The organism is Tabrizicola flagellatus (genome assembly GCF_008271465.1).
GTDB lineage: Bacteria > Pseudomonadota > Alphaproteobacteria > Rhodobacterales > Rhodobacteraceae > Tabrizicola > Tabrizicola flagellata.
This window is the reverse complement of sequence record NZ_VMDU01000002.1, coordinates 497,796-518,233: the sequence shown is the minus strand read 5'-3', so window position 1 is coordinate 518,233 and position 20,438 is coordinate 497,796. Positions and strand designations below refer to the sequence as shown.

Here is a 20,438-nt window from a genome sequence, read left to right as displayed (position 1 = left end):
CGTGGACAGGATGGGCCGTGCCTTTGTCATCAACGGGTTATCGGCGCGCGTCAGGAAACCGGAAAGGTTTGCCGCCCGCCCTTGTGGCCGGCCGCGCCACCTGTCAGGATATGATCAAATTCCAACCCTTCGGAGGCCGGCCATGATCGAGAAGCGCGAATTCTACATCGACGGGACATGGGTCGCGCCCCTTGAGCCGCAGGACTGCCCGGTGATCGACCCCTCGACCGAAGAGGTCTGCGCGGTGATCTCGCTGGGGTCCGAGGCGGATACCGACCGGGCGGTGGCGGCGGCGAAGGCGGCCTTCCCGGCCTGGGCGGCGACCGATCCCGCCCAGCGCCGCAAGGTCGTGGAGGGGATCCTGGAGCAGTATTACCTGCGCAAGGAGGAAATGGCGCAGGCGATCAGCCTGGAGATGGGCGCCCCCATCGACATGAGCCGCGACGACCAGGCGGAGTGCCTGCCCTGGCACCTGAAGAACTTCCTCAAGGCCTTCGACCAAATGGAGTGGATCCGACCGCTGGGTCCGCATGCCCCAGACACGATGATCGCACTGGAGCCGATCGGGGTGGTGGGCCTCATCACCCCCTGGAACTGGCCGATGAACCAGGTGACGCTGAAGGTGATCCCGGCGCTCTTGGCGGGCTGCACCTGCGTGCTGAAGCCTTCGGAAGAGGCGCCCCTGTCCTCGATGCTTTTTGCCGAGTTCTGCCATGACGCGGGCGTGCCGCCGGGCGTGTTCAACCTGGTGAACGGCGACGGCGCCGGGGTGGGCACACGGCTGTCGAGCCACCCGGATGTCGAGATGATCAGCTTCACCGGCAGCACGCGGGCGGGTCGCGCGATCAGCAAGGCCGCGGCCGAGACCTTGAAGCGGGTGACGCTGGAACTTGGCGGCAAGGGCGCGAACCTGGTCTTCGCCGATGCCGACGCGCGGGCGGTGGAACGCGGCGTGCGGCACATGATGAACAACTCGGGCCAAAGCTGCAACGCGCCGAGCCGGATGCTGGTGGAACGCAGCTTCTACGACCGGGCGGTCGAGATCGCGGCGGAGGTCGCGAACGGGATCAAGGTTGGTCCGGCAAGCGAACCCGGCAGGCATATCGGCCCGGTGGTGAACAAGCGGCAATGGGAGCAGATCCAGGCCTATATCCAGAAGGGCATTGACGAGGGCGCGCGGCTGGTGGCCGGGGGGCTGGGCCTGCCCGAGGGGATGAACAAGGGCTTCTATGTCCGCCCCACGGTCTTTGCCGATGTGAAACCCGGAATGACCATCGAGCGCGAGGAAATCTTCGGCCCGGTCCTCTGCATGATGCCCTTCGACAGCGAGGAAGAGGCGGTGCGCATCGCCAACGACACGCCCTACGGGCTGACCAACTATGTCCAGTCGGCGGATGGCGCCCGGCGGAACCGGCTGGCGCGACAGTTGCGGGCCGGGATGGTCGAGATGAACGGCAAGTCGCGTGGGGCCGGTGCGCCCTTCGGGGGCGTCAAGGCCTCTGGCCGGGCGCGCGAGGGCGGGGTCTGGGGGATCGAGGAGTTCCTGGAGGTCAAGGCGATTTCGGGCTGGGACGTGGCGGCGGAGTAAGCGATTTCTTCGAAGAAATCGCATCGGAGCCTTTGAAGGCTCCGGTCCGGAGTTTTCGAAAACTCCGGGGTCAGGGGACCGGCGCGCGGAAAACTTGACACAGGTGTCGAGATTGGCTGACATGGGGGCGAACGGAGGCCCCCATGACCCAGCATCGCCGCCTGATGTCCCCGCTGAAACTGCGCGACCACACGCTGCGCAACCGCATCGTCTTTGGCGCGCATACCGCGAACATGTCGGACCAGGGCATGCCGGGGCCGCGCTTCGGCAAGTACCTGCTGGAGCGCGCCCTGGGCGGGGCGGCGATGGTGGTGGCCGAACCCGTGCCGGTGCACCGGACGGGCGTGCTGACCCGGGGCAACTTCCTGCATTCGGATGACCGGGTCATCCCCGCCTTCCGCACGATCACCGACGAGGTGAAGGCGGCGGGGGCGGTCATCCTCCAGCAGCTTTACCACATCGGCGCGCATGGCGATTCGGACCTGAGCTTCGCGCCGCACTGGTCCCCTTCCGGCGGGCCGTCCTATCACGATTCGGACGGCAGCCATGCGATGACCGGGGCAGAGGTCGAGGAGCTTCTTGAGGCGCATGTCGCGGCGGCGGTGCGCGCGAAGGCCTCGGGCTTTCAGGGGGTGGAGGTCTGGGCCGCCTATCACTCGCTTCTGGACCAGTTCTGGACACCCTGGTCGAACCAGCGGACGGATCAGTGGGGCGGCTCGCTGGAGAACCGCACCCGCTTTTCCCGCACGCTGATCGAGCGCATCCGGCGGGCGTGCGGCGAGGACTTCGTCGTGGGTCTCGCGGTCAGCTATTCCGAGGCCTACCGCGTGACGCTGGGGGCCGAGGCACTGTGCGAGATCCTGTCGCTGCACGACCGGACGGGGCATGTCGATTATGTGACCGTGGGCGCCGGGTCCTACCTGGAGTTCGAGTCGATCATTCCTCCGTTTACCCATGGCGAGAAGCTGACGACGCCCTTGACGGCGCAGTTGAAGGGGGTGCTGAAGCATGCGGTCGTAACCTCGGAAGCCGGGGTCAGGACGCCCGAGAATGGCGAGGCGATCATCGCCTCCGGCCTGGCGGACCTGGTATCCATCGTGCGGGGCCAGATCGCCGACCCGCACCTGGCGCGGAAAGTGGCCGAGGGGCGGCCGCAGGACGTGCGCGGTTGCATCTCGTGCAACCAGATGTGCTGGGGGCGGCGGAGCCGGGATTACTGGATCTCCTGCCTCATCAACCCGAGTGCGGGGCGCGAGTTCGAATGGGGCGGGGACCGGTTCGTCGCCGCGCCCGAGCCGAAGGATGTGCTGGTGGTGGGCGCGGGGCCTGCGGGGCTGGAGGCGGCGCGGGTCGCGGCGGAACGCGGGCACCGGGTGGAGATCGTCGAGGCCGCGCCGGTGGTCGGCGGGCAGTTCCGGCTGGCGGGGATGCAGCCGCGGCGCGGGCAGATCCTGGAGCTGATGGACTGGTACGAGCGGCAGTTCGACAGGCTGGGGGTGCGGTTGCGGCTGAACACCTTCCTTGACGCCGAGGAGGTGGCGGCGCACCCGGCCGGGGTGGTGGTGGTGGCCACGGGCTCGCTGCCCGATGAAACCGGCTTTCAGCGCTGGGTGCCGGAGGAACCGACGCTGCCGGGGATCGAGGCGGGCGGCGTCTGGTCGCCCGAGGCGGTCCTGCGGCGCGAGGCGCGGCTGGGCGACGCGGTGGTGCTCTATGACGAGGGGTCGAACTGGCGCGGGGTGGGCACGGCCTGGGCTCTGGCCGAGCAGGGGAAGAAGGTGACCATCGTCACGCCCGAGCCCTTCGTCGGCAAGGAGCTGTCCCGGACGGCGGCGGACGGGGTGGTGCGGCGGCGGCTGGGGGCCTTGGGGGTGCGGATGCTGGCCGAGCACCGGCTGGTGCGCTGGCATGGGAACGGGGTGACGGTGCGGTCGTTCCTGACCGGCGCGGAGGAGGTAATCCCGGCCTCGGGTCTGGTGATGGCGACGACGAACCGGGCGTTCGATGTTCTGCCCGAGACGATCGAGGGGAAGGTACTGCACCGGATCGGCGACTGCGCGGCGCCCAGGCTTGCGGCCTATGCGTTCCATGAGGGGCGGAAGGTCGGCCTGTCGATATGACGGCCACCACGGCAAGTCATTGATCGCAATGATTTGCTGCGCAGCATTCCCGCAGCATTCCACGCGCTTCGCTGCGCAGCAATTCAGCGCGGATCGGCCAAGAGCAGTGCGGCCGCCCCCAAGAGCGAGGCAGCCACGCCAAGTAGCGCGACCGTGCCGTATCCCGCGAAGGTCGTGCCGAGGGCAAAGCAGCTTGCCGCGATCACGTCGCCGGCAAGTCGTTGCAGCGCCATGAGCGAGGCCCCCGCCCCGGGGCGGTCGGCCATGAGATCCTGCAGATAGGCGATCGGGACCGTGAGCGTGACGGCCCCTCCCACCGCGGCGGGCAGGACCAGAAGCCAGACAAGGGGCGAGCCGGCCAGCATCGGCAAGAGCACGACATGCAGGCTGTAGAGCCCCGCGCCGGCGAAGATCAGCCGGGTGCGCGGGATACCCCGGGTCAGGCCGGGGATCAGCAGCATGAACGGCACTTCGAGGCCCGCCACCAGGCCGACGTAAAGCGCCACGTCGGAGGTCGAGCGGCCGACATCGGGCACCATGACCAGCGAGACGATGGCCATGTAGACCGTCGAGGCGCTGAACACCGCGCCAAGGGCGATCACGCGCGCCGCGATGCGGGGGCGGCCCATCTCGGCCAGGGCGGCGCGGAAGCTCAGGCCCGAGGGGCGGTCGTCCCAGGGGGTGCGGCCGTCGGCGGGCCAGAGGCGCAGGACGGCGGCAAGCATCGCGGCGGACAGGACCAGCGCCACCGGAAAGATTGCGGCGACGGGGGCTCCGGCGGCGAAGGCGAAGGACCAGAGCGGCAGGACGACGACGAAGGGAAAGGCAAAGAGGGCGCGGATGACGGCCATGATGCCGTCGCGCTCTTCTGACGGGTGACGGGTTGCGGCAAGCCGGGCGAGTGCGAAAACCTGGCCGAAGGTGATGCTGCTGATCGGGATCAGCAGGGCGGCGGTCAGGGCAAAGACCCAGGGGCCGGGGGCGACCGACATCAGGAAGGCGCCGAGCAGGAGCGACAGGACGGCGGTCAGGGTCACGCGGCGACGGTTCGCGGTCTGGTCGGCACGGATGCCGCCGATCACCGAGGCCGTGACCGAGGCGATGGACGACAGCGCGAGAAGCACGGCATATCCATGGTCGCCGAAGCCGAAGGTGTTGACGGCGAGGGTCGAGAAATAGGGGCCGAAGGAACAGGCGACCGCGCCCTGCAAGGCCATGACGAGACCCGCGGCGCGCAGCGCCGGATCGGAAAGGCAGAGGCGGATGGCTGGCATGGCCGACTGGCTATCCCGGGCGTGACGTGGCCGCAAGGTGCCGCGTCAGGCCCAGGAAGTTTCGTCGAAAATTCCTGGGCTCAGGGGGGGATGACCTTGCCGGGGTTCATGAGGCCCCGTGGGTCGAGCGCCAGTTTCAGCGTCCGCATCACGTCGAGCGCCACCGGGTCCTTGCGGCGCCGCATCGAGGGGAGCTTGGACAGGCCCACGCCATGTTCGGCCGAGAAGCTGCCGCCGAGGTCGGCCACGACATCCTCGATGGCTTCCAGCACCTTGTCCTTCAGCGCCGGATCGTCCCGGGTCGGGTAGGCGGTGAAGTGCAGGTTGCCGTCGCCGAGGTGGGCCACGGTGATCGTGCGCGCGCCGGGGTCGAGGGTTTCGAGTCTGGCTACGGCTTGGGTCAGGAAGGTTTCGACCTTGTCGAGAGGCAGGCAGACATCGGTATCGACCTCGGGGTAAAGGCCCACTCCGATCTCGGCGGCGGCCTCGCGCCGTGCCCACATCGCTCGGCGCTGCTGTTCGCTGCGGGCGAGGATGGCGTCGGTGACGAGGCCCGCCTCCATCATCTCGGCCAAGATGGTTTCCAACGTGAGGACGAGGGGGATGTCGCCGTTCGCGTCCGGGGTGGCCTCGTGCGGGACGGTGGTGGCGGCCTCGATCAGGATGGTGACTTCGGGGATGTGGTCGAAGGGCAGTCCAAGGTCCGGTCGGGCCTCGCGCAGGCGTTCGGAGTAGGTGCGGGGCATGAATTCGAACGCCTCGACCCGGCCGCCGGTGGCTTCCTGCATGCGGTTCAGGAGGGTCAGCGCATCGGGAAGCGAGCGGGCGGCAAGCGTGGCGGTAGCATGGGCGCGCGGCGCGGGGACCAGCTTCATCACGGCGGCGGTGATGATGCCAAGCGTGCCCTCGGCGCCGATGAAAAGATTTTTCAGATCGTAGCCGGAGTTGTCCTTGTGCAGTTCGGACATCAGGTTCAACACGCGGCCATCGGGCAGGACGACCTCCAGCCCAAGGCAGAGGCCGCGCGTGGAGCCGTAGCGGAGGACGTTGGAACCGCCCGCGTTGGTGGAGAGGACGCCGCCCAGCATGGCTGAACCCCGGGCGCCGAACAAGAGGGGGAAGTAAAGCCCTTCCCTTTCAGCGGCTTCGTGCAGGCGGGTGAGGATCACCCCGGCCTCGGCGATGACCAGTTTCGCGTCGCGCTTGACCTGCCGGATGCGGTTCATCCGTTCGAGGGAGAGCATCAGGCCACCTTGCGTCATGGTCCCGCCGACAAGGCCGGTGTTGCCCGAGATGGGCACAACGGGCACGCCATGCTGCGCAGCGATCCTGACGCAGGCGGCCACTTCGGCGGTCGATCCGGGGCGGACGACGCAGACCGGCTGGCCCTCGTAGCGGCCCATCCAGTCGCGCGCGTAGCGGGCCACGTCGGGGCCGGTCAGGACATGCGCGGCCCCGATTGCGGCGGCCAGGTCTGCGGTCAGCATGTCAGCCCTGCGGGTAGGCAATGACCGACAGGTAACGCGCGGGAAGCTTGACCAGCGTCTCCGGCCCATGCGGCGCATCGGCGTCGAAGAACAGGCTGTCGCCGGGCTTCAGCGGATAGACCGTGTCGCCATGGCGGTAATCGACCTCGCCTTCCAGCATGTAGAGCAATTCCAGCCCCTCGTGTTGAAAGGTGGGGAAGGTGTCGCTTTCGGTGGTGAGCGTGATCATGTAAGGCTCTACCACCACCCCCGAGCTGTTGGAGCCGATATGGCCCAGCAGATGATACTGATGACCCGCACGGGTGCCGCGGCGTTCGATCTCGACATGATCTCCGGCCTTCACATGCTGCGCCTCGCGACGCTCCTCGTAGCTGCGGAAGAAGGCGGTGACCGGGACGGAAAAGGCGTGGCTCAGGACCTGGAGCGTGGTCAGCGAGGGCGAGGTGTTGCCGTTCTCGATCTTGGACAGCATGCCGATCGACAGGCCGGTGACATTGGCCAGATCGGCCACGGTCATCCCCTGCTGGCGGCGGAAGTTGCGAACCTCGCGCCCGATGGCAGCCTCGAGGTTTCGCTCGGTGATCTCGCGGACGCGGTGGGGGTCCTGATCGAAGGCAGGCTTGCCGCGTGGCAGCGTCGGATTGGCAGAGCCGTCGGACATGGGTGAACATCCCGGGTGGAACCACTACATGCGATTTCACTACAGGGAAACATGTCCGCTATCAAGCAAAAGCCCTAGAAGGCGGAATGTGCCGCCGTTTCAAGCGCATGAAGCAGGCTTTCCGCGCTGGACCGGGGCCCGTAAAGGCGGGCTGCGCCGGGGCCGTGCTTGACGAGGTAGACGCCCAGATGCTCCATCACCGTGCGGGTGGCGTAGCCGTTCGGGACGGCCGGGAAATCCACATTGCAGAGCCGCTCCAGCAGCGGGGCAAGATCGGTGGCCGCAAGGTCGAAGGCGACCCAGGCGTCGGTCTGTTCGGTGATGCTGGCCGCATCGCCCAGGGCGGACTTGAGAAGGTCGGCGATCAGCTCGTGGGTCGCATGGGGCGCTTCGACGAACCACATCTCGGGCGCGACCCAGAAGGCAGAGTAGGGTATCCCGGCCTGATGGGTGGCCGGACCCGGAAGCGGGACGCCCGCCTTCTGTGCAGCAGCGGAGAGGTCGGCCATCCTGCCCTTGCGGGCGGCAACCGAGGCGAGGGCGACGTCGGTGCGCTCGGTGATGGTCAGCGGGCCGTGGGTGACGGCGGTCGCTTCGCGTTTGCCAAGCGCGGTGAGGGGCTGGAGACTAGCCACGGAGACGCACTCCTTCCGGGTCGAACATGTGGGGCGAGATGATCTCGACCTCGGTATCGAGGCCGGCCAGCAGGTTCACCGCGCGCATGCGCTGGCCGATCTTCTTGTCGCCGCCCTTGAGGTAGCCAAGCGCGATGTCATGGCCGAGATGCGGCGAATAGACCTTGGAGGTCAGCCAGCCGCCATCGTTCGCCGCCACCGGCGCCGCGCCCTTCTCCAGGAAATGGCTGCCTGCGGTCAGCTTTCCGTTCGGGTCCACCGGCTTGACACCCACAAGACGGTAGCCGTTCTCGTCCGTGAGGCCCTCACGCTGCGACAGGACCATGCCGATGGAGTCCTTCTTCTTCGACACCATCTTGCCCAGCCCCATGTTCAGCGCGGTGGATTGGCCGTTGAGTTCGCCCCCCGCGACATGGCCCTTCTCGACGCGCATCACGCCCAGCGACTCGGTGCCATAGACGACCGGATCGAATTCTGCCCCCCGCGCCAGCATCTCGCGCAGAAGTGCGTCGCCATAGCGGGTAGGCACCGCGATCTCGTAGGCCAGTTCGCCCGAGAAGCTGATGCGGAACAGACGCGCGCGCAGGCCGCCGCAGACGGTGATGTTGCCCGCGCCCATGTAGGGGAAGGCTGCATCGCTGATGTCCTGATCGACGACTTTCTCCAGGAGTTTCCGCGCGTTGGGACCCGCGACCGAGAACTGCGCCCAGGCCTCGGTGGTCGAGATGAGCTGCACGTCCATCTCGGGCCAGAGGCATTGGCGGCAGAATTCCAGGTGCCGGAAGACCGTCACGGCATTGGCCGTGGTGGTGGTCATCACATATTCATGCTCGCCCATCCGGGCGGTGGTGCCGTCGTCGAAGACGATGCCGTCCTCGCGCAGCATCAGGCCATAGCGGCACTTGCCGACGGGCAGGGTCGAGAAGGTGTTGGCATAGACCCGGTCGAGGAAGGCCCCCGCGTCGGTGCCCTGAACGTCGATCTTGCCCAGCGTGGTCACATCGCAGATGCCGACGGATTTCCGGGTCGCCAGGACCTCGCGGTCCACCGACTGCCGCCATTCGGTTTCGCCTTGTTTCGGGACCCATTGGGTGCGAAGCCAGTTGCCGACCTCGACAAAGATCGCGCCCTGTTCCTTGGCCCAGTGGTGCGAGGGGGTCAGGCGGAAGGGCTTGAACTCCTTGCCCCGCGACCGGCCCGCCAGCGCGCCCATGGCGACGGGAGTATAGGGTGGGCGGTAGATCGTGGTACCGGTTTCGGGGATCGACCGGCCGGTTAGCTCGGCCATGATGGCGAGGCCGATCACGTTGCCGGTCTTGCCCTGGTCGGTCGCCATGCCCAGCGTGGTGTAGCGCTTCAGATGCTCAACGCTGGTGAAGTTTTCCTGCTTCGCCAGCTTCACGTCCTTGACGGTGACGTCGTTCTGCTGGTCGATCCAGGCGCGGCCCTTGCCGTGATGGACGAACCACAGCGGCGAGATGCGGACGGGCGCGTCCTCGGCCTGCGGCAGGTCGGGCGCGGTGCCGAGGTCAAGCGCGGCGATGGCGGCGTCGCGGCCGGTTTTGAGCGCGGCGTGGGTGGACATCTGGCCTGCCGCCGCGCCTGCGACCAGAAGGCCGGGCGGGCCTTCGGGACCGGGGACGAAGGCAGCGATGCCGGCGTCATAGACGGGACGGGACCGGTGATGCGAATGGATGTTCACGTTTGGGTTCCAGCCGCCCGACACGCCCAGGGCATCGACCGCAATGGTCTCGGTCGCACCGTTCGATTGCCGGACCGTGATCGTCTTCAGGCCCAGCTTGCCCGAGGTGTCGATCACCTCGGCCCCATGCAGATGCCGGATGCCGGGAAGGAGGTCGCCCACCGGGCGGCTGTCGATCACGGCGACCACGTCCACACCCTTGGCCCGCAGGTCCAGCGCCGTGCGGATGCCGTCGTCGTTGTTGGTGAAGACCGCGACGCGCTCACCGACCTTGACGCCCCAGCGGTTCGCATAGGCCCGCAGCGCTCCGGCCAGCATGATGCCGGGGCGGTCGTTGTTCTCGAACGCGATGGGGCGTTCGGTGGCGCCACCGGAAAGGATCGCCTTCCCGGCGTAGATGCGCCAGAGGATCTGGCGGGGCTTGCCCTTGGCGGGGGTGGGGAGGTGGTCCGACACCCGCTCCACCGCGCCGTAGATGCCATGGTCGAAGGCGCCGATGACCGTGGTGCGGGTCATCAGGCGGAGGTTGGGCATCGCGGCAAGCTCGGCCAACACCGCTGCTGCCCAGTCGGCGCCGGATGCGTCGCCAACCGCAAGAGTCTCGGCGTTCAGACGCCCGCCCATGCGGAAATCCTCGTCGGCGAGGATCACCCGCTTGCCTGCCCGCCCGGCCGTCAGCGCGGCCATCAGGCCTGCGGGACCGGCGCCGATGACCAGCAGGTCGCAGTGCAGGAAGCCCTTGTCATAGGCGTCCGGGTCCTCTTCCCGCGTGACCGAGCCAAGGCCCGCGGCGCGGCGGATGATCGGCTCATACAGCTTTTCCCAGAAGGACTTGGGCCACATGAAGGTCTTGTAGTAGAACCCGGCCGCGAAGAAGGCGCTGAGCTTGTCGTTGATCCCCATGGCGTCGAAGCGCAGGCTGGGCCAGCGGTTCTGGCTGTTGGCCTCAAGACCGTCGAACAGTTCGGCCACCGTGGCCCGCGTGTTCGGCTCTTGCCGGGCACCGGTGCGCAGTTCGACCAGTGCGTTCGGTTCCTCCGACCCGGCGGAAATCGGGCCGCGCGGGCGGTGATACTTGAAGCTGCGGCCCATCAGCCGGACGCCGTTGGCGAGAAGCGCCGAGGCCAGCGTGTCGCCGGGATGGCCCTGGTAGGGGATGCCGTCGAAGGTGAAGCGGAGCGTCTTCGTGCGGTCGATCAGGCCGCCGTCAATGCGATGCGACTGGGTCATTTCGTGCGCCCCCGGGCCCGCGCCACGTCGCGGGCGAGTTCGACCTTGGTAATCTCGTGCGTGACGGTGTTGCGGGTGACGACCAGCCAGGAGCGGTCGCCCTGTTCGTGATACCAAAGCTCCTGGTGTTCGCCCGCAGGGTTGGTCCGCTGGTAGAGGTAGTCGTGGAACGCCTCGACCCCGGCGGTCATGCCATCGGGGCGGTCGATAAGGGAGGCATCGCCGAGATAGACGAATTCCTGCGCATCGCGGGGGCCGAGGATCGGATGGTGAATGATCATTCGTTTATTCCGTCAATGCAGGTTCGGGGTCGCGCCTTGCCCCTTTTCGTCGATCATCAGCCCCTTGAGGAACCGATCGAAGCGGTAGGCCCTGGCCGTTGAATGTGACTCATCCTTCGCCAGCAGATGCGCGAAGCACCAGCCCGAGGCCGGGGTCGCCTTGAACCCGCCGTAGCACCAGCCGCCGTTGAAGTAGAGGCCCTCGACATGGGTCTTGTCGATGATGGGCGAGCCGTCCATCGACATGTCCATGATCCCGCCCCAGGTCCGCAACAGCCGCACGCGGCCGATGGCGGGCATAAGAGCCATGCCGCCCTCGGCCACGTCCTCGATCACCGGCAGGTTGCCGCGTTGAGCGTAGGAATTGTAGCCGTCGATGTCGCCGCCGAAGACGAGGCCGCCCTTGTCGGACTGGCTGACGTAGAAATGCCCGGCACCGAAGGTCATCACACCGTCGATCAGGGGCTTCAACCCCTCGGAAACGAAGGCTTGCAGGACGTGGCTTTCGATGGGCAGGCGCATTCCGGCATGGGCCATGACCTTGGAGGACGACCCTGCCACCGCCACGCCGACCTTCTTCGCGCCGATGTAGCCTCGGGTGGTCTCGACCCCCTTGATGCGGCCGTTCTCGATCCGCATGCCGGTGACTTCGCAGTTCTGGATCAGGTCCACCCCGCGCTGGTCCGCGCCCCGCGCATAGCCCCAGGCGACCGCGTCGTGCCGCACCGTGCCGCCGCGCGGCTGCATCAGCGCGCCCTTGATCGGGAAGCGGGCGTTGTCGAAGTTGAGCCAGGGATACATCTGGCGGACCTCGTCGCGCGACAGAAGTCGGGCGTCCGCCCCGTGCAGGATCATCGCATTGCCGCGCCGGGTGAAGGCGTCGCGCTGCGCATCGGTGTGGATCAGGTTGATGATGCCGCGCTGCGACACCATGGCGTTGTAGTTGAAGTCCTGCTCCAGCCCCTCCCAGAGCTTCAGCGAGAATTCGTAGAAGGGCTCGTTGCCGTCGAGCAGGTAGTTCGACCGGATGATCGTGGTGTTGCGGCCGACGTTGCCGCCGCCGAGGTAGCCCTTTTCCAGCACTGCGATCCGCGACTGGCGGAATTCCTTGGCTAGGTAATAGGCCGTGGCCAGCCCGTGCCCGCCGCCGCCGATGATGATGTAGTCGTATTCGGCCTTGGGGGTCGGGTCGCGCCAGACGGGCTTCCAGCCCTTGTGGCCGGTCAGTGCCTCGGCAATGACCCGAAATCCGGAATAGCGCATGGGCCTTCTCCTGCTTTGGGGCCGGTTGTAGGCCCGTTTCGGCGCAGGAGGCTGCCGGTTTTCGCCACGCGCGCCGCCGTTTTCGCCACGGCGCGCAGACGTGAGGTCAGGGATTCACGGCCGCTTCGATGGCCGAGAACGGCGACCATGCGGGGGGGAGCTTGGCGACTTCTTCCTGCGCCCAGGCGAAGAGCACAAGGATCGTGGTGGCGGAGAGGAGCATCTGCATGTTCAGGCCCTGGCTACGGTTTGTTCCCGTACCGTTCTGCCCGATTCTGGTTGCCAGTCAGTTAACCATCCGCCCGCTTCAGGCGACCAGCGCCTCGGCCTTCTTCAGGTCCACGCTGACAAGCTGGCTGACCCCCTGCTCCTGCATCGTCACGCCGAACAGGCGGTCCATCCGCGCCATGGTCACGGCGTGGTGGGTGATGATGAGGAAGCGCGTGTCGGTGCGGCGGGTCATCTCGTCCAGAAGGTCGCAGAAGCGCGTCACGTTGGCGTCGTCGAGCGGCGCGTCCACCTCGTCCAGCACGCAGATCGGCGCGGGGTTGGCCAGGAACACGCCGAAGATCAGCGCCAGCGCGGTAAGGGTCTGTTCGCCGCCCGACAGCAGCGACAGCGTCGCCAGCTTCTTGCCCGGCGGCTGGCAGAGGATTTCGAGGCCGGCCTCAAGCGGATCGTCGGATTCGACCAGCACCAGCCGCGCCTCGCCGCCACCGAACAGATGGGTGAAGAGGGTCGAGAAATTCGCGTTCACCTGCTCGAAGGCGGTCAGCAGGCGTTCGCGGCCCTCCTTGTTCAGGCCCGCGATCCCGGCGCGGAGTTTCTTGATCGCTTCCTCGAGGTCGGCCTTTTCCGTCGCAAGGGCGTCATACTCGGCCTCGACCGCCTTGGCGTCCTCCTCCGCCCGCAGGTTCACCGCGCCCAGCGCCTCGCGCTGGCGCTTCAGACGGATCACCTCGTGATCCAGCGTTTCCGCGTCCGGCATCTTGTCAGGGTCGGTGCGCAGCGATGCGAGCAGTTCGTCCGGCGTCCGGTCGTCCTCCTCGGCGATACGCTCGGCGGCCAGCGCCACGCCCTCGCGGGCGGCATCCAGCCGGGCCTCGGCGCGGGCGCGGGCCTCGCGGGCCTCGCCGGCCAGCCGTTCGGCCTCGCGTTCGGCCATGGCGGCCTCGCGCAAGCTTCCCTCGGCCTCGGCAAGGGCGTCGGCGGCGCGGCGGCGGCGCTCTTCGGCCTCGGCGATGGCCTCGACCAGTTCGTCGCGCCGGGCGGCGATTTCCTCGGGCGCCAGCATCGCCTCGGCGAGTTCAGCCTCGGTCTCGGCGCGGCGTGCGGTCAGTTCCTCGGTCCGCTTCGAGGCGGTTTCCAGGCGGTGCTTCCAGCCGGAGAGTTCCTTCAGTGCCTCCTGCCGCCGCCGCACCCGCGCCTCGCCCTCGCGGCGGACCTCGTCCTGGGCCGAGCGGCGGGTCATCATGGTGATGCGCGCGGCCTCGACGGTGATCTTCGCGGCCTCGACCGCCCCGCGCGCCGCGTCCAGATCGCCCAGATCGGCCATGGCCGCCTCGGCCTCCTTCAGCCGCGCGCGGGCGGCCATCGCCTCGTCCTCGAAGCGGCCGACGGCAAGCCGCGCGGCTTCAAGCTTGCCGCCGGCGATGGACCGGTCGGCCTCGGCGCGGGCCAGGGCACGGTTCGACTCGGCCAGACGGGCATCGGCGGCGCGCCGGGCATCGCGGGCGCGCTGGTCGGCTGTTGCCAGTTCCTGCAGGCGGGCTTGCAGGGCCTCATGCGCCTGGCGGGCCCCGTCGGCCCGGGCGGCGACCTCCTCAAGATCGCGCTTCAGCTGGACGAGGCGGTTCAGCTGTTGCAGGCGCAGCGCGGCGGCCGAGGGTGCATCCTCGGCCCCTGCGCGGAAGCCGTCCCAGCGCCAGAGATCGCCTTCAAGACTGACCAGCCGCTGGCCCGGCCGCAGGTCCGCCTGAAGCTGGAAGCCCTGCTCCCGGCTGACCAGACCGATCTGCGAAAGGCGCCGCGCCAGCACCGCCGGGGCCTTCACCCGGGCCCCCAGAGGCTCTGCCCCGGCGGGCAGGGGTTGCGGATCGCCATAGGGTGCCAGGACCGCCCAGCCCGACCGTGCGTCGCCGCCGACTTCGGGCGCGCGAAGGTCGTCGGCCAGGGCCGCGCCAAGCGCCTTCTCATAGCCCGGTTCCACCTCCAGCCGGTCCAGAAGCTGCGATCCGGCCTGCGCCTCGCGCTCCACCAGCCGCGCCAGCGCCGCGACTTCGGCCCGCAGTGCGGAAGCCTCGCCTTCGGCGGCCGACCGTGCAGCACGGGCTTCGGCTTCTCTGCCCTGGGTCTCGGCACGGGCGGCCTCGGCTTCTTCCAGCGCGGCCTCGGTCGCCTCGGTCTCGGCCACGGCGGCTTCCTGCGCCTCTTCGGCGGCGGCGAAGGCCTCGCCCGCCGCCTCCAGCGCGACTGTCGCTGCGGCCACCGCCTCGCGGGCCGCAGCGGCCTGCTCTTCGGCTCGGTCGAGCACCGACCGCGTGTCGGCCAGCATCCGCTGGGTGGACTGGTGCCGCGCCGCCAGCCGGGCGGCATCCTCGGTCAGTTCGGCCAGCGCCGCCTCGCGTTCGGCCAGCACGGCGCCCGCCTCGCGCGCGGCCTCCACCGCCTCGGCCAGTTTCTCCTCGTGCCCGTCATGGGCGCGGGAAAGCTGTTCGATCTCCCAGTCCAGCCGCTCGATCACCTCGCCCGCGTCGCGGTTCAGGCCCGCCTCGCGCTCCATGTCGCGGGTCAGTTGCTCTATCCGACCTTTCAGCGTGTCGATCTGCGCCAGGGCGCGCGCCTCCTGATCGCCCAGCGCGTCGCGTTGCAGGACCAGCCGTTGCAGGATGGCGCTGGCGATCGCCTCCTCCTCGCGCTTCGGCGGCAGGGCGTCCTCGGCCGCCTCGCGCGCCTTGCCCGCCGCCCGTGCCGCCGCCTCGGCCTGATGCTGGGCGATCAGCCGCTCGCGCAGCACGGCCTCGGCCTGGGCGCGCGCCTCGTCGGCCTCGCGCCAGCGCCGCCAGAGCAGCATGCCCTCCGACTTGCGCAACTCCTCGGAAATCTCGCGGTAGCGCGCCGCCTGCTTGGCCTGCCGGGTCAGGACGGACAGCTGCTGCGCCAGCTGTTCCAGCACGTCATCCACGCGCGTCAGGTTCGTCTCGGCGCCCGACAGTTTCAGTTCCGCCTCGTGCCGGCGCGCGTAAAGCCCGCTGATCCCGGCGGCCTCTTCCAGCACCCGGCGGCGAGCCTTGGGCTTGGCGTTGATGAGTTCGGAAATCTGTCCTTGCCGAACCAGCGCGGGAGAGTGCGATCCGGTCGAGGCATCGGCGAACAGCATCTGCACATCGCGGGCGCGCACGTCCTTCGAGTTGCATCGATAGGCCGAGCCTGCGTCGCGGGTGATCCGCCGCACGATCTCGATCTGGTCGGCATCGTTGAAACCTGCGGGAGCCAGCCGGTCGGAATTGTCGATCACCAGCGCGACCTCGGCGAAATGCCGGGCGCCCCGCGTGGCCGCGCCGTTGAAGATCACGTCCTCCATGCCCCCGCCGCGCATCGCGGAGGGTCGGTTCTCGCCCATCACCCAGCGCAGCGCCTCCAGCAGGTTCGACTTGCCGCAGCCGTTCGGGCCGACAATGCCGGTCAGCCCCTCGTGGATCACCAGATCCGTGGGGTCGACAAAGCTTTTGAAGCCGTTCAGGCGCAGTCGGGTCAGACGCAAGGCACACTCACGAGTCGCGAGTGGGGATGTTCCCGCCGGGGGACGCAGGAGTCAACCCGACCCCCCGCATCTGGGCGGAAGCGGGCGGGTTATCCCCAAGATGTTGCGGGTAGCGCCGGCTCAGACCGGGCCCGCGCCGGGCAGGAGCGCCTCGAACCGGAAGCCGGGCGGGATCTCGTCGCGGCCCTCCAGCACCAGCGCGGCCATGACCTCTGCGACCTTGGGCGCCACGCCGAAGCCGATCTTGAAGCCGCCGTTTGCGACGAACTGCCCCGGCCGCCCCGGCCAGGGGCCGAGGAGCGGCGCGCGGCTGGCGGCGCGGGGCCTGACCCCGGCCCAGCGCGCCACGACCTCGGCGCCGCGCAGCGCCGGCAGGGCGGCAGTCGCGCGGTCCAGAAGCGCGTCGAGCCGGGCATCGGGGCCGTCCCCGGTCCAGGTCGTCTCGGAGGTCGAGCCGATCGCCACGGTGCCATCGGCATGGGGCACGATGTGCAGGCCGTCGACGAAAAGCTGCGGCGCATCGCGCGCGTCATGACGGAGCGCCAGCGCCTGCCCCTTTACCCCCGATCCGACCGGCAGGCCGAAGGCGCGCGACAGCTCCTGCAATCCGGCGACGCCGGTCGCATGGACCACCGCGCCCGCTTCGGACGCCTCGGGTCCCGCGATCTGGGCCCCGCCCGCCCGCAACGCCGCGACCAGCGCCGCCAGCGCCATCCGGGGCGAAAGCCGGGCCGAGAGCGTGTCGCGCACCAGCCAGCCCGAGGGCGAGACGGGCTCCCACGCCGCGCCCGTCGCCGGGACCACCTGCCAGTCGGCCAGCCCACGCCACAGGACCCGCGCCTCTTCCGCCCGTCGCCGCGCGGCGGCAAGGGCGCGGTCATCGGCCAGGGGTTGCAGCCGGCCCGTCCGCGCATGGCCCGACGAGAGACCCGAGGTAGCCTCGACCGCCGCCCACCAGTCCGCCGCCATCAGGAGGCTGTCGAGCTGAAAGGCCTTCTTGTCGTTCCACGCCTCGGGCACATGCGGCGACAGCGCCCCCACCAGCCCGCCCGAGGCCCCCGCGCCGGGCTGCGCCACCTCGATCACCCGCACCTTTGCCCCGCGCCGCAGGCAGGCCCAGGCGATGGACAGCCCGAAGATCCCCGCGCCCCGGATCGTCACGTCGATGCTTGCCATTCCCCTGCCCCGGCGCCATGAACCGGGAAAGGACTACTCCCGATGCCCCCTGCCGACCAGACCCCAGAGACGCCCCCGGAGCTTGACTGGCGCGACGATGTGATCCCGGTCTCGCGCCGGTTCGACGACCCCTATTTCTCGCTGGCCGGGGGCCTGGAGGAGACGCGGCATGTGTTCCTTGCCGGGAACGACCTGCCCGCGCGGCTTTGCGAGGGGTTCCAGGTGGCGGAACTGGGCTTCGGCACCGGGCTGAATCTCCTGGCGCTTCTGGCCGAGCACCGGGGGCCGGCGCGGGTGCACTACACCAGTTTCGAGGCCTTCCCGCTGCCCGCCGCCGAGATGGAACGCGCGCATCGGGCCTTTCCGGAACTTGACGAAATCTCGCAGCGGCTGCTCGGCCAATGGGCCAACGGCGCGCGCGAGCTGAAGTTTCCGAACCTCACGGCCCGGATCGTCGTCGGCGACGCGCGGCAGACGCTACCGGCCTGGGAGGGCCGCGCCGATGCCTGGTTCCTCGACGGTTTCTCGCCGGCGAAGAACCCCGAACTCTGGTCGGACGACCTGATGCGCGCGGTGGCTTCCCATACCGCGCCGGGGGGAACCTTCGCCACCTATACCGCCGCAGGCCATGTCCGCCGTGCGCTGGCCGATGCGGGGTTCGAGGTCAGCCGCCGCCCCGGCTTCGGGCGCAAGCGGCACATGACCACGGGGCGGCTTGCGAACCTATAGGCCCAGCGCCGCCAGCCGGGCGTCGAGCGGCGCCCAGTCCTCGATGCGCAGGCGCACGACCAGCGTCAGCACCCGCGACCGCCAGGCGGGAGACAGCCGCGCCGCGTCCTTTTCCGTCGTCACCAGCTGCGCCCCGGCGGCGGCGGCCTCGGCTTCAAGCCGTTTCAGAAGGGTCTCGGACAGCACTTCGTGATCGCCCAGCGCCTCGCCGCGGACCACCTCGGCCCCCTCGGCGCGCAGGGTGGCGAAAAAGCGGTCGGGATCGGCGATGCCGGCGAAGGCCAGGACACGGGCACCCTGCCAGTCCATCCCCATCGCCAGCGGCGCGAGCCGCCCGCGCAGGCGCGGTGGCGCGACGGCAGGGCCCCAGAGACCATCGAACCGCGCCTGAGCCGCCGCGTCGCCGATGGTCAGCACAAGGTCCGCCCGGGCCAGGCCCACCGCTACCGGCTCGCGCAGGGGGCCGGCGGGGATGCAGCGGCCGTTGCCGAAACCGCGCGCGGCATCGACCACCACCAGCGACAGCGCGGGCCTCACCGCCGGGCTCTGGAACCCGTCGTCGAGGAGGATCACCCCCGCACCCGCCGCCTCGGCCGCGCGGACACCGGCGGCTCGGTCCTTCGCCACCCAGACCGGCACAAAGGCCGCGAGCAGAAGTGGCTCGTCCCCGACCTCAGCCGCCGCGTGCCGGGTGGGATCGACCCGCACCGGCCCTTCCAGCCGCCCGCCATAGCCCCGGCTGACCACATGCACCGCATGGCCGCGCGCTGTCAGACGCTCGACGAGAGCTATGACGGTCGGGGTCTTGCCCGCCCCGCCCGCCGTCAGGTTGCCGACGCAGATCACCGGGACGCGAGGCGCGTAACCCGGCTGGCGCAGCCGCCGCGCGGTGCCCGCCGCGTAGAGCCGGCCCAGCGGCGCCAGAAGGCGCGGGAGCAGGCCCGGCCGATCCGGCGGCGCGAACCAGAACCGGGGGGCGCGCATCACTCCTCGCCATCCATGATGGCGCGGATGCGCTGCATCACCGTATCGGTCACCTCGGCGCCGTCGCTGGCGACGGTCCAGGCCGCCTGCGCCAGCCGGGCCGCGCGATCAGGCGCCAGAAGGTCGCCCAGCGCCTCTCCCAATCCACTGGCCGACGCCACCGCCCTCGTTGCCCGCGCCGCACCCAGCCGACCCAGCACCAGCCCGAACTGCCCGGTCTTCGGCCCATGCAGGATCGCCGAGCCAAGGACGGCCGCCTCCATCGGGTTTCGCACCGGGCCGTTGCCGGACAGGGTTCCGCCCAGGAAGGTGATCGGTGCCAGCCGGTACCACAATCCGTATTCCGCCGGATTGTCCACCACCAGGATTTCGCTCCCGGGCTCGGGATCCTCGTCCTTGGCGCGTTCGGCTACGACCCAATCGCCGGTTGCCTCAAGCTCGGCCGCCAACGGGCCCGCGCGGGCGGGATCTTCCGGCATCAGGATCAACAGCAACCGATGCGAATGCTGCGCGGCCTTGCGATGCGCCTGAAGGACGGCAGCTTCCTCGCTTTCGGCGCAACCAGCGGCGAACCAGACCGGCCGTGCGCCCAGCAGTTTCGACAAGGCCGCTCGCTCGGCTTCCTGCGCCGGCAGGAGCGCGCTTTCCTCTTCCATCCGCCCCGCCACGGCGACGGCAGACAGGTTCGCCCCACCCTTGCGGAAGGCCCGGGCCGCCGCCTCGTCCACCGCAAGGATCGCGCGGAACCGTGCGAGTGCCTGCCGCATCAGCCCGGGATACCAGCTGTCGCGTTCGCGCAGGAAGGCGGGCGCCTTGCCGTTGACCACCAGCATCGGGATCTTGCGTTCGGCGGCCTCATGCATCACGGCCGGGCGCAGTTGCCCGCCGGCAAAGACCGCGATCTCGGGACGCCAGTGGTCCAGAAACATGCGCGCATCGGCGGGATTGTCCGGCGGCGGCGGCTGCATGATCACACCCGGGAGGTCCGGCCCCGTGTCGGGCGCGGTCAACAGGATCGGCAGGCCGTCCTCCTCGACCAGCCGCCTTGCCAGGGCGCGCATCGGGCTGACCAGCGCCTCGCCGGGCGCGTGCAGCCAGACCAGCCGCCCGGCGGGCCGCGCCGGACGCTCGCCCGCCTCGGCCTGGTCGCGCCGCTGGCCGAGGTTGTAGAGCGTGAGGCCCAGCGAGGCCGCCATGGGTCAGTTGCCCAGTTCCTCGGTCGCAGAGGCCGGCACGGATTCGTCGCGCAGCCGATGGATATGGGCGATGAAATAGCGCATGTGGGCGTTGTCCACGGTGCGCTGTGCCTCGCCCTTCCAGGCCTTGAAGGCACTGTCGTAGTCCGGGAACATGCCGACGATGTGGATCTGGCTGACGTCGCGGAAGACGTTCTTCTGGGGGTCCACCAACTCGCCACCAAAGACAAGGTGCAGGCGCTGGGTCATGATCGGCTCCGTTCGTTTCAGACGCGGAGCGACCCTATCTTGTTCGCCGGGCAGGGGGAAGTCGGGGCAAGGGTCTTGCACGCACCGGGATCAGGGGTCA

General features: G+C 69.2%; 16 protein-coding genes. 3 read left to right on the top strand and 13 right to left on the bottom strand.

Translation table 11 applies throughout. From position 1 onward, the window contains the following. The first annotated feature begins 142 nt into the window (after window positions 1–142). A complete protein-coding gene (locus FL625_RS05570; protein ID WP_149587628.1) occupies window positions 143–1,588 on the top strand; it encodes an aldehyde dehydrogenase family protein in 1,446 nt (481 codons plus the stop codon). A 143-nt stretch (window positions 1,589–1,731) separates the two neighbouring features. Continuing rightward, the gene (locus tag FL625_RS05565; RefSeq protein ID WP_149587627.1) at window positions 1,732–3,708 is read left to right on the top strand and encodes an FAD-dependent oxidoreductase; all 1,977 of its coding nucleotides are present in this window, start codon (window positions 1,732–1,734) and stop codon (window positions 3,706–3,708) included. Between the two features lie 83 nt (window positions 3,709–3,791). Here FL625_RS05565 and FL625_RS05560 read toward each other — a convergent pair whose 3' ends face one another. The 10 genes from FL625_RS05560 to FL625_RS05520 form a co-directional block, all read right to left on the bottom strand. Then, window positions 3,792–4,982, bottom strand: coding sequence for an MFS transporter (locus tag FL625_RS05560; RefSeq protein ID WP_149587626.1), 1,191 nt, complete (start codon window positions 4,980–4,982; stop codon window positions 3,792–3,794). An 80-nt stretch (window positions 4,983–5,062) separates the two neighbouring features. Further along, window positions 5,063–6,469 carry an FAD-binding oxidoreductase gene (locus tag FL625_RS05555; RefSeq protein WP_149587625.1) on the bottom strand — a complete coding sequence of 469 codons (1,407 nt, stop codon included), beginning with the start codon at window positions 6,467–6,469 and terminating at the stop codon, window positions 5,063–5,065. Window position 6,470: 1 nt separating this feature from the next. Then, the gene (locus FL625_RS05550; protein ID WP_149587624.1) at window positions 6,471–7,130 is read right to left on the bottom strand and encodes a helix-turn-helix domain-containing protein; all 660 of its coding nucleotides are present in this window, start codon (window positions 7,128–7,130) and stop codon (window positions 6,471–6,473) included. 74 nt (window positions 7,131–7,204) lie between these two features. Continuing rightward, entirely contained in the window at window positions 7,205–7,765 is a 561-nt protein-coding gene (locus FL625_RS05545) for a sarcosine oxidase subunit gamma (protein ID WP_149587623.1), read from the bottom strand. Beyond that, window positions 7,758–10,697, bottom strand: coding sequence for a sarcosine oxidase subunit alpha family protein (locus tag FL625_RS05540; protein WP_149587622.1), 2,940 nt, complete (start codon window positions 10,695–10,697; stop codon window positions 7,758–7,760). Before FL625_RS05540 ends, FL625_RS05545 begins: the two co-directional genes overlap by 8 nt. Beyond that, on the bottom strand, window positions 10,694–10,978 hold the full coding sequence (locus FL625_RS05535; RefSeq protein ID WP_149076902.1) for a sarcosine oxidase subunit delta: 285 nt from the start codon (window positions 10,976–10,978) through the stop codon (window positions 10,694–10,696). Before FL625_RS05535 ends, FL625_RS05540 begins: the two co-directional genes overlap by 4 nt. A gap of 12 nt (window positions 10,979–10,990) precedes the next feature. Then, window positions 10,991–12,241, bottom strand: a complete 1,251-nt coding sequence (locus FL625_RS05530; RefSeq protein ID WP_149587621.1) for a sarcosine oxidase subunit beta family protein — start codon at window positions 12,239–12,241, stop codon at window positions 10,991–10,993. A gap of 106 nt (window positions 12,242–12,347) precedes the next feature. Next, window positions 12,348–12,470, bottom strand: coding sequence for a hypothetical protein (locus FL625_RS18495; protein WP_268815759.1), 123 nt, complete (start codon window positions 12,468–12,470; stop codon window positions 12,348–12,350). A gap of 78 nt (window positions 12,471–12,548) precedes the next feature. After that, window positions 12,549–16,004 (bottom strand): chromosome segregation protein SMC, encoded by a 3,456-nt coding sequence (gene smc / locus FL625_RS05525; protein WP_149587620.1) that lies wholly within the window; start codon window positions 16,002–16,004, stop codon window positions 12,549–12,551. A gap of 120 nt (window positions 16,005–16,124) precedes the next feature. Beyond that, window positions 16,125–17,180 carry an NAD(P)/FAD-dependent oxidoreductase gene (locus tag FL625_RS05520; RefSeq protein WP_149587619.1) on the bottom strand — a complete coding sequence of 352 codons (1,056 nt, stop codon included), beginning with the start codon at window positions 17,178–17,180 and terminating at the stop codon, window positions 16,125–16,127. 42 nt (window positions 17,181–17,222) lie between these two features. Between FL625_RS05520 and mnmC2 the strand changes: the two genes are divergently transcribed. After that, a complete protein-coding gene (mnmC2, locus tag FL625_RS05515; RefSeq protein ID WP_149587618.1) occupies window positions 17,223–17,909 on the top strand; it encodes a tRNA (5-methylaminomethyl-2-thiouridine)(34)-methyltransferase MnmC2 in 687 nt (228 codons plus the stop codon). On the opposite strand, the gene lpxK is transcribed toward mnmC2, so the two are convergent. The 3 genes from lpxK to FL625_RS05500 are packed head-to-tail and all read right to left on the bottom strand — an operon-like array spanning window position 17,904 to window position 20,338. Then, a complete protein-coding gene (lpxK, locus tag FL625_RS05510) occupies window positions 17,904–18,893 on the bottom strand; it encodes a tetraacyldisaccharide 4'-kinase (protein ID WP_149587617.1) in 990 nt (329 codons plus the stop codon). The two genes, mnmC2 and lpxK, sit on opposite strands and share 6 nt — an antisense overlap. Next, window positions 18,893–20,089: a 3-deoxy-D-manno-octulosonic acid transferase gene (locus FL625_RS05505; RefSeq protein WP_149587616.1), complete on the bottom strand. Its 1,197-nt coding sequence runs from the start codon at window positions 20,087–20,089 to the stop codon at window positions 18,893–18,895. The genes lpxK and FL625_RS05505 overlap by 1 nt, the downstream gene beginning before the upstream one ends. A 3-nt stretch (window positions 20,090–20,092) precedes the next feature. After that, a complete protein-coding gene (locus FL625_RS05500) occupies window positions 20,093–20,338 on the bottom strand; it encodes a DUF4170 domain-containing protein (RefSeq protein ID WP_149587615.1) in 246 nt (81 codons plus the stop codon). Window positions 20,339–20,438: the final 100 nt, after the last annotated feature.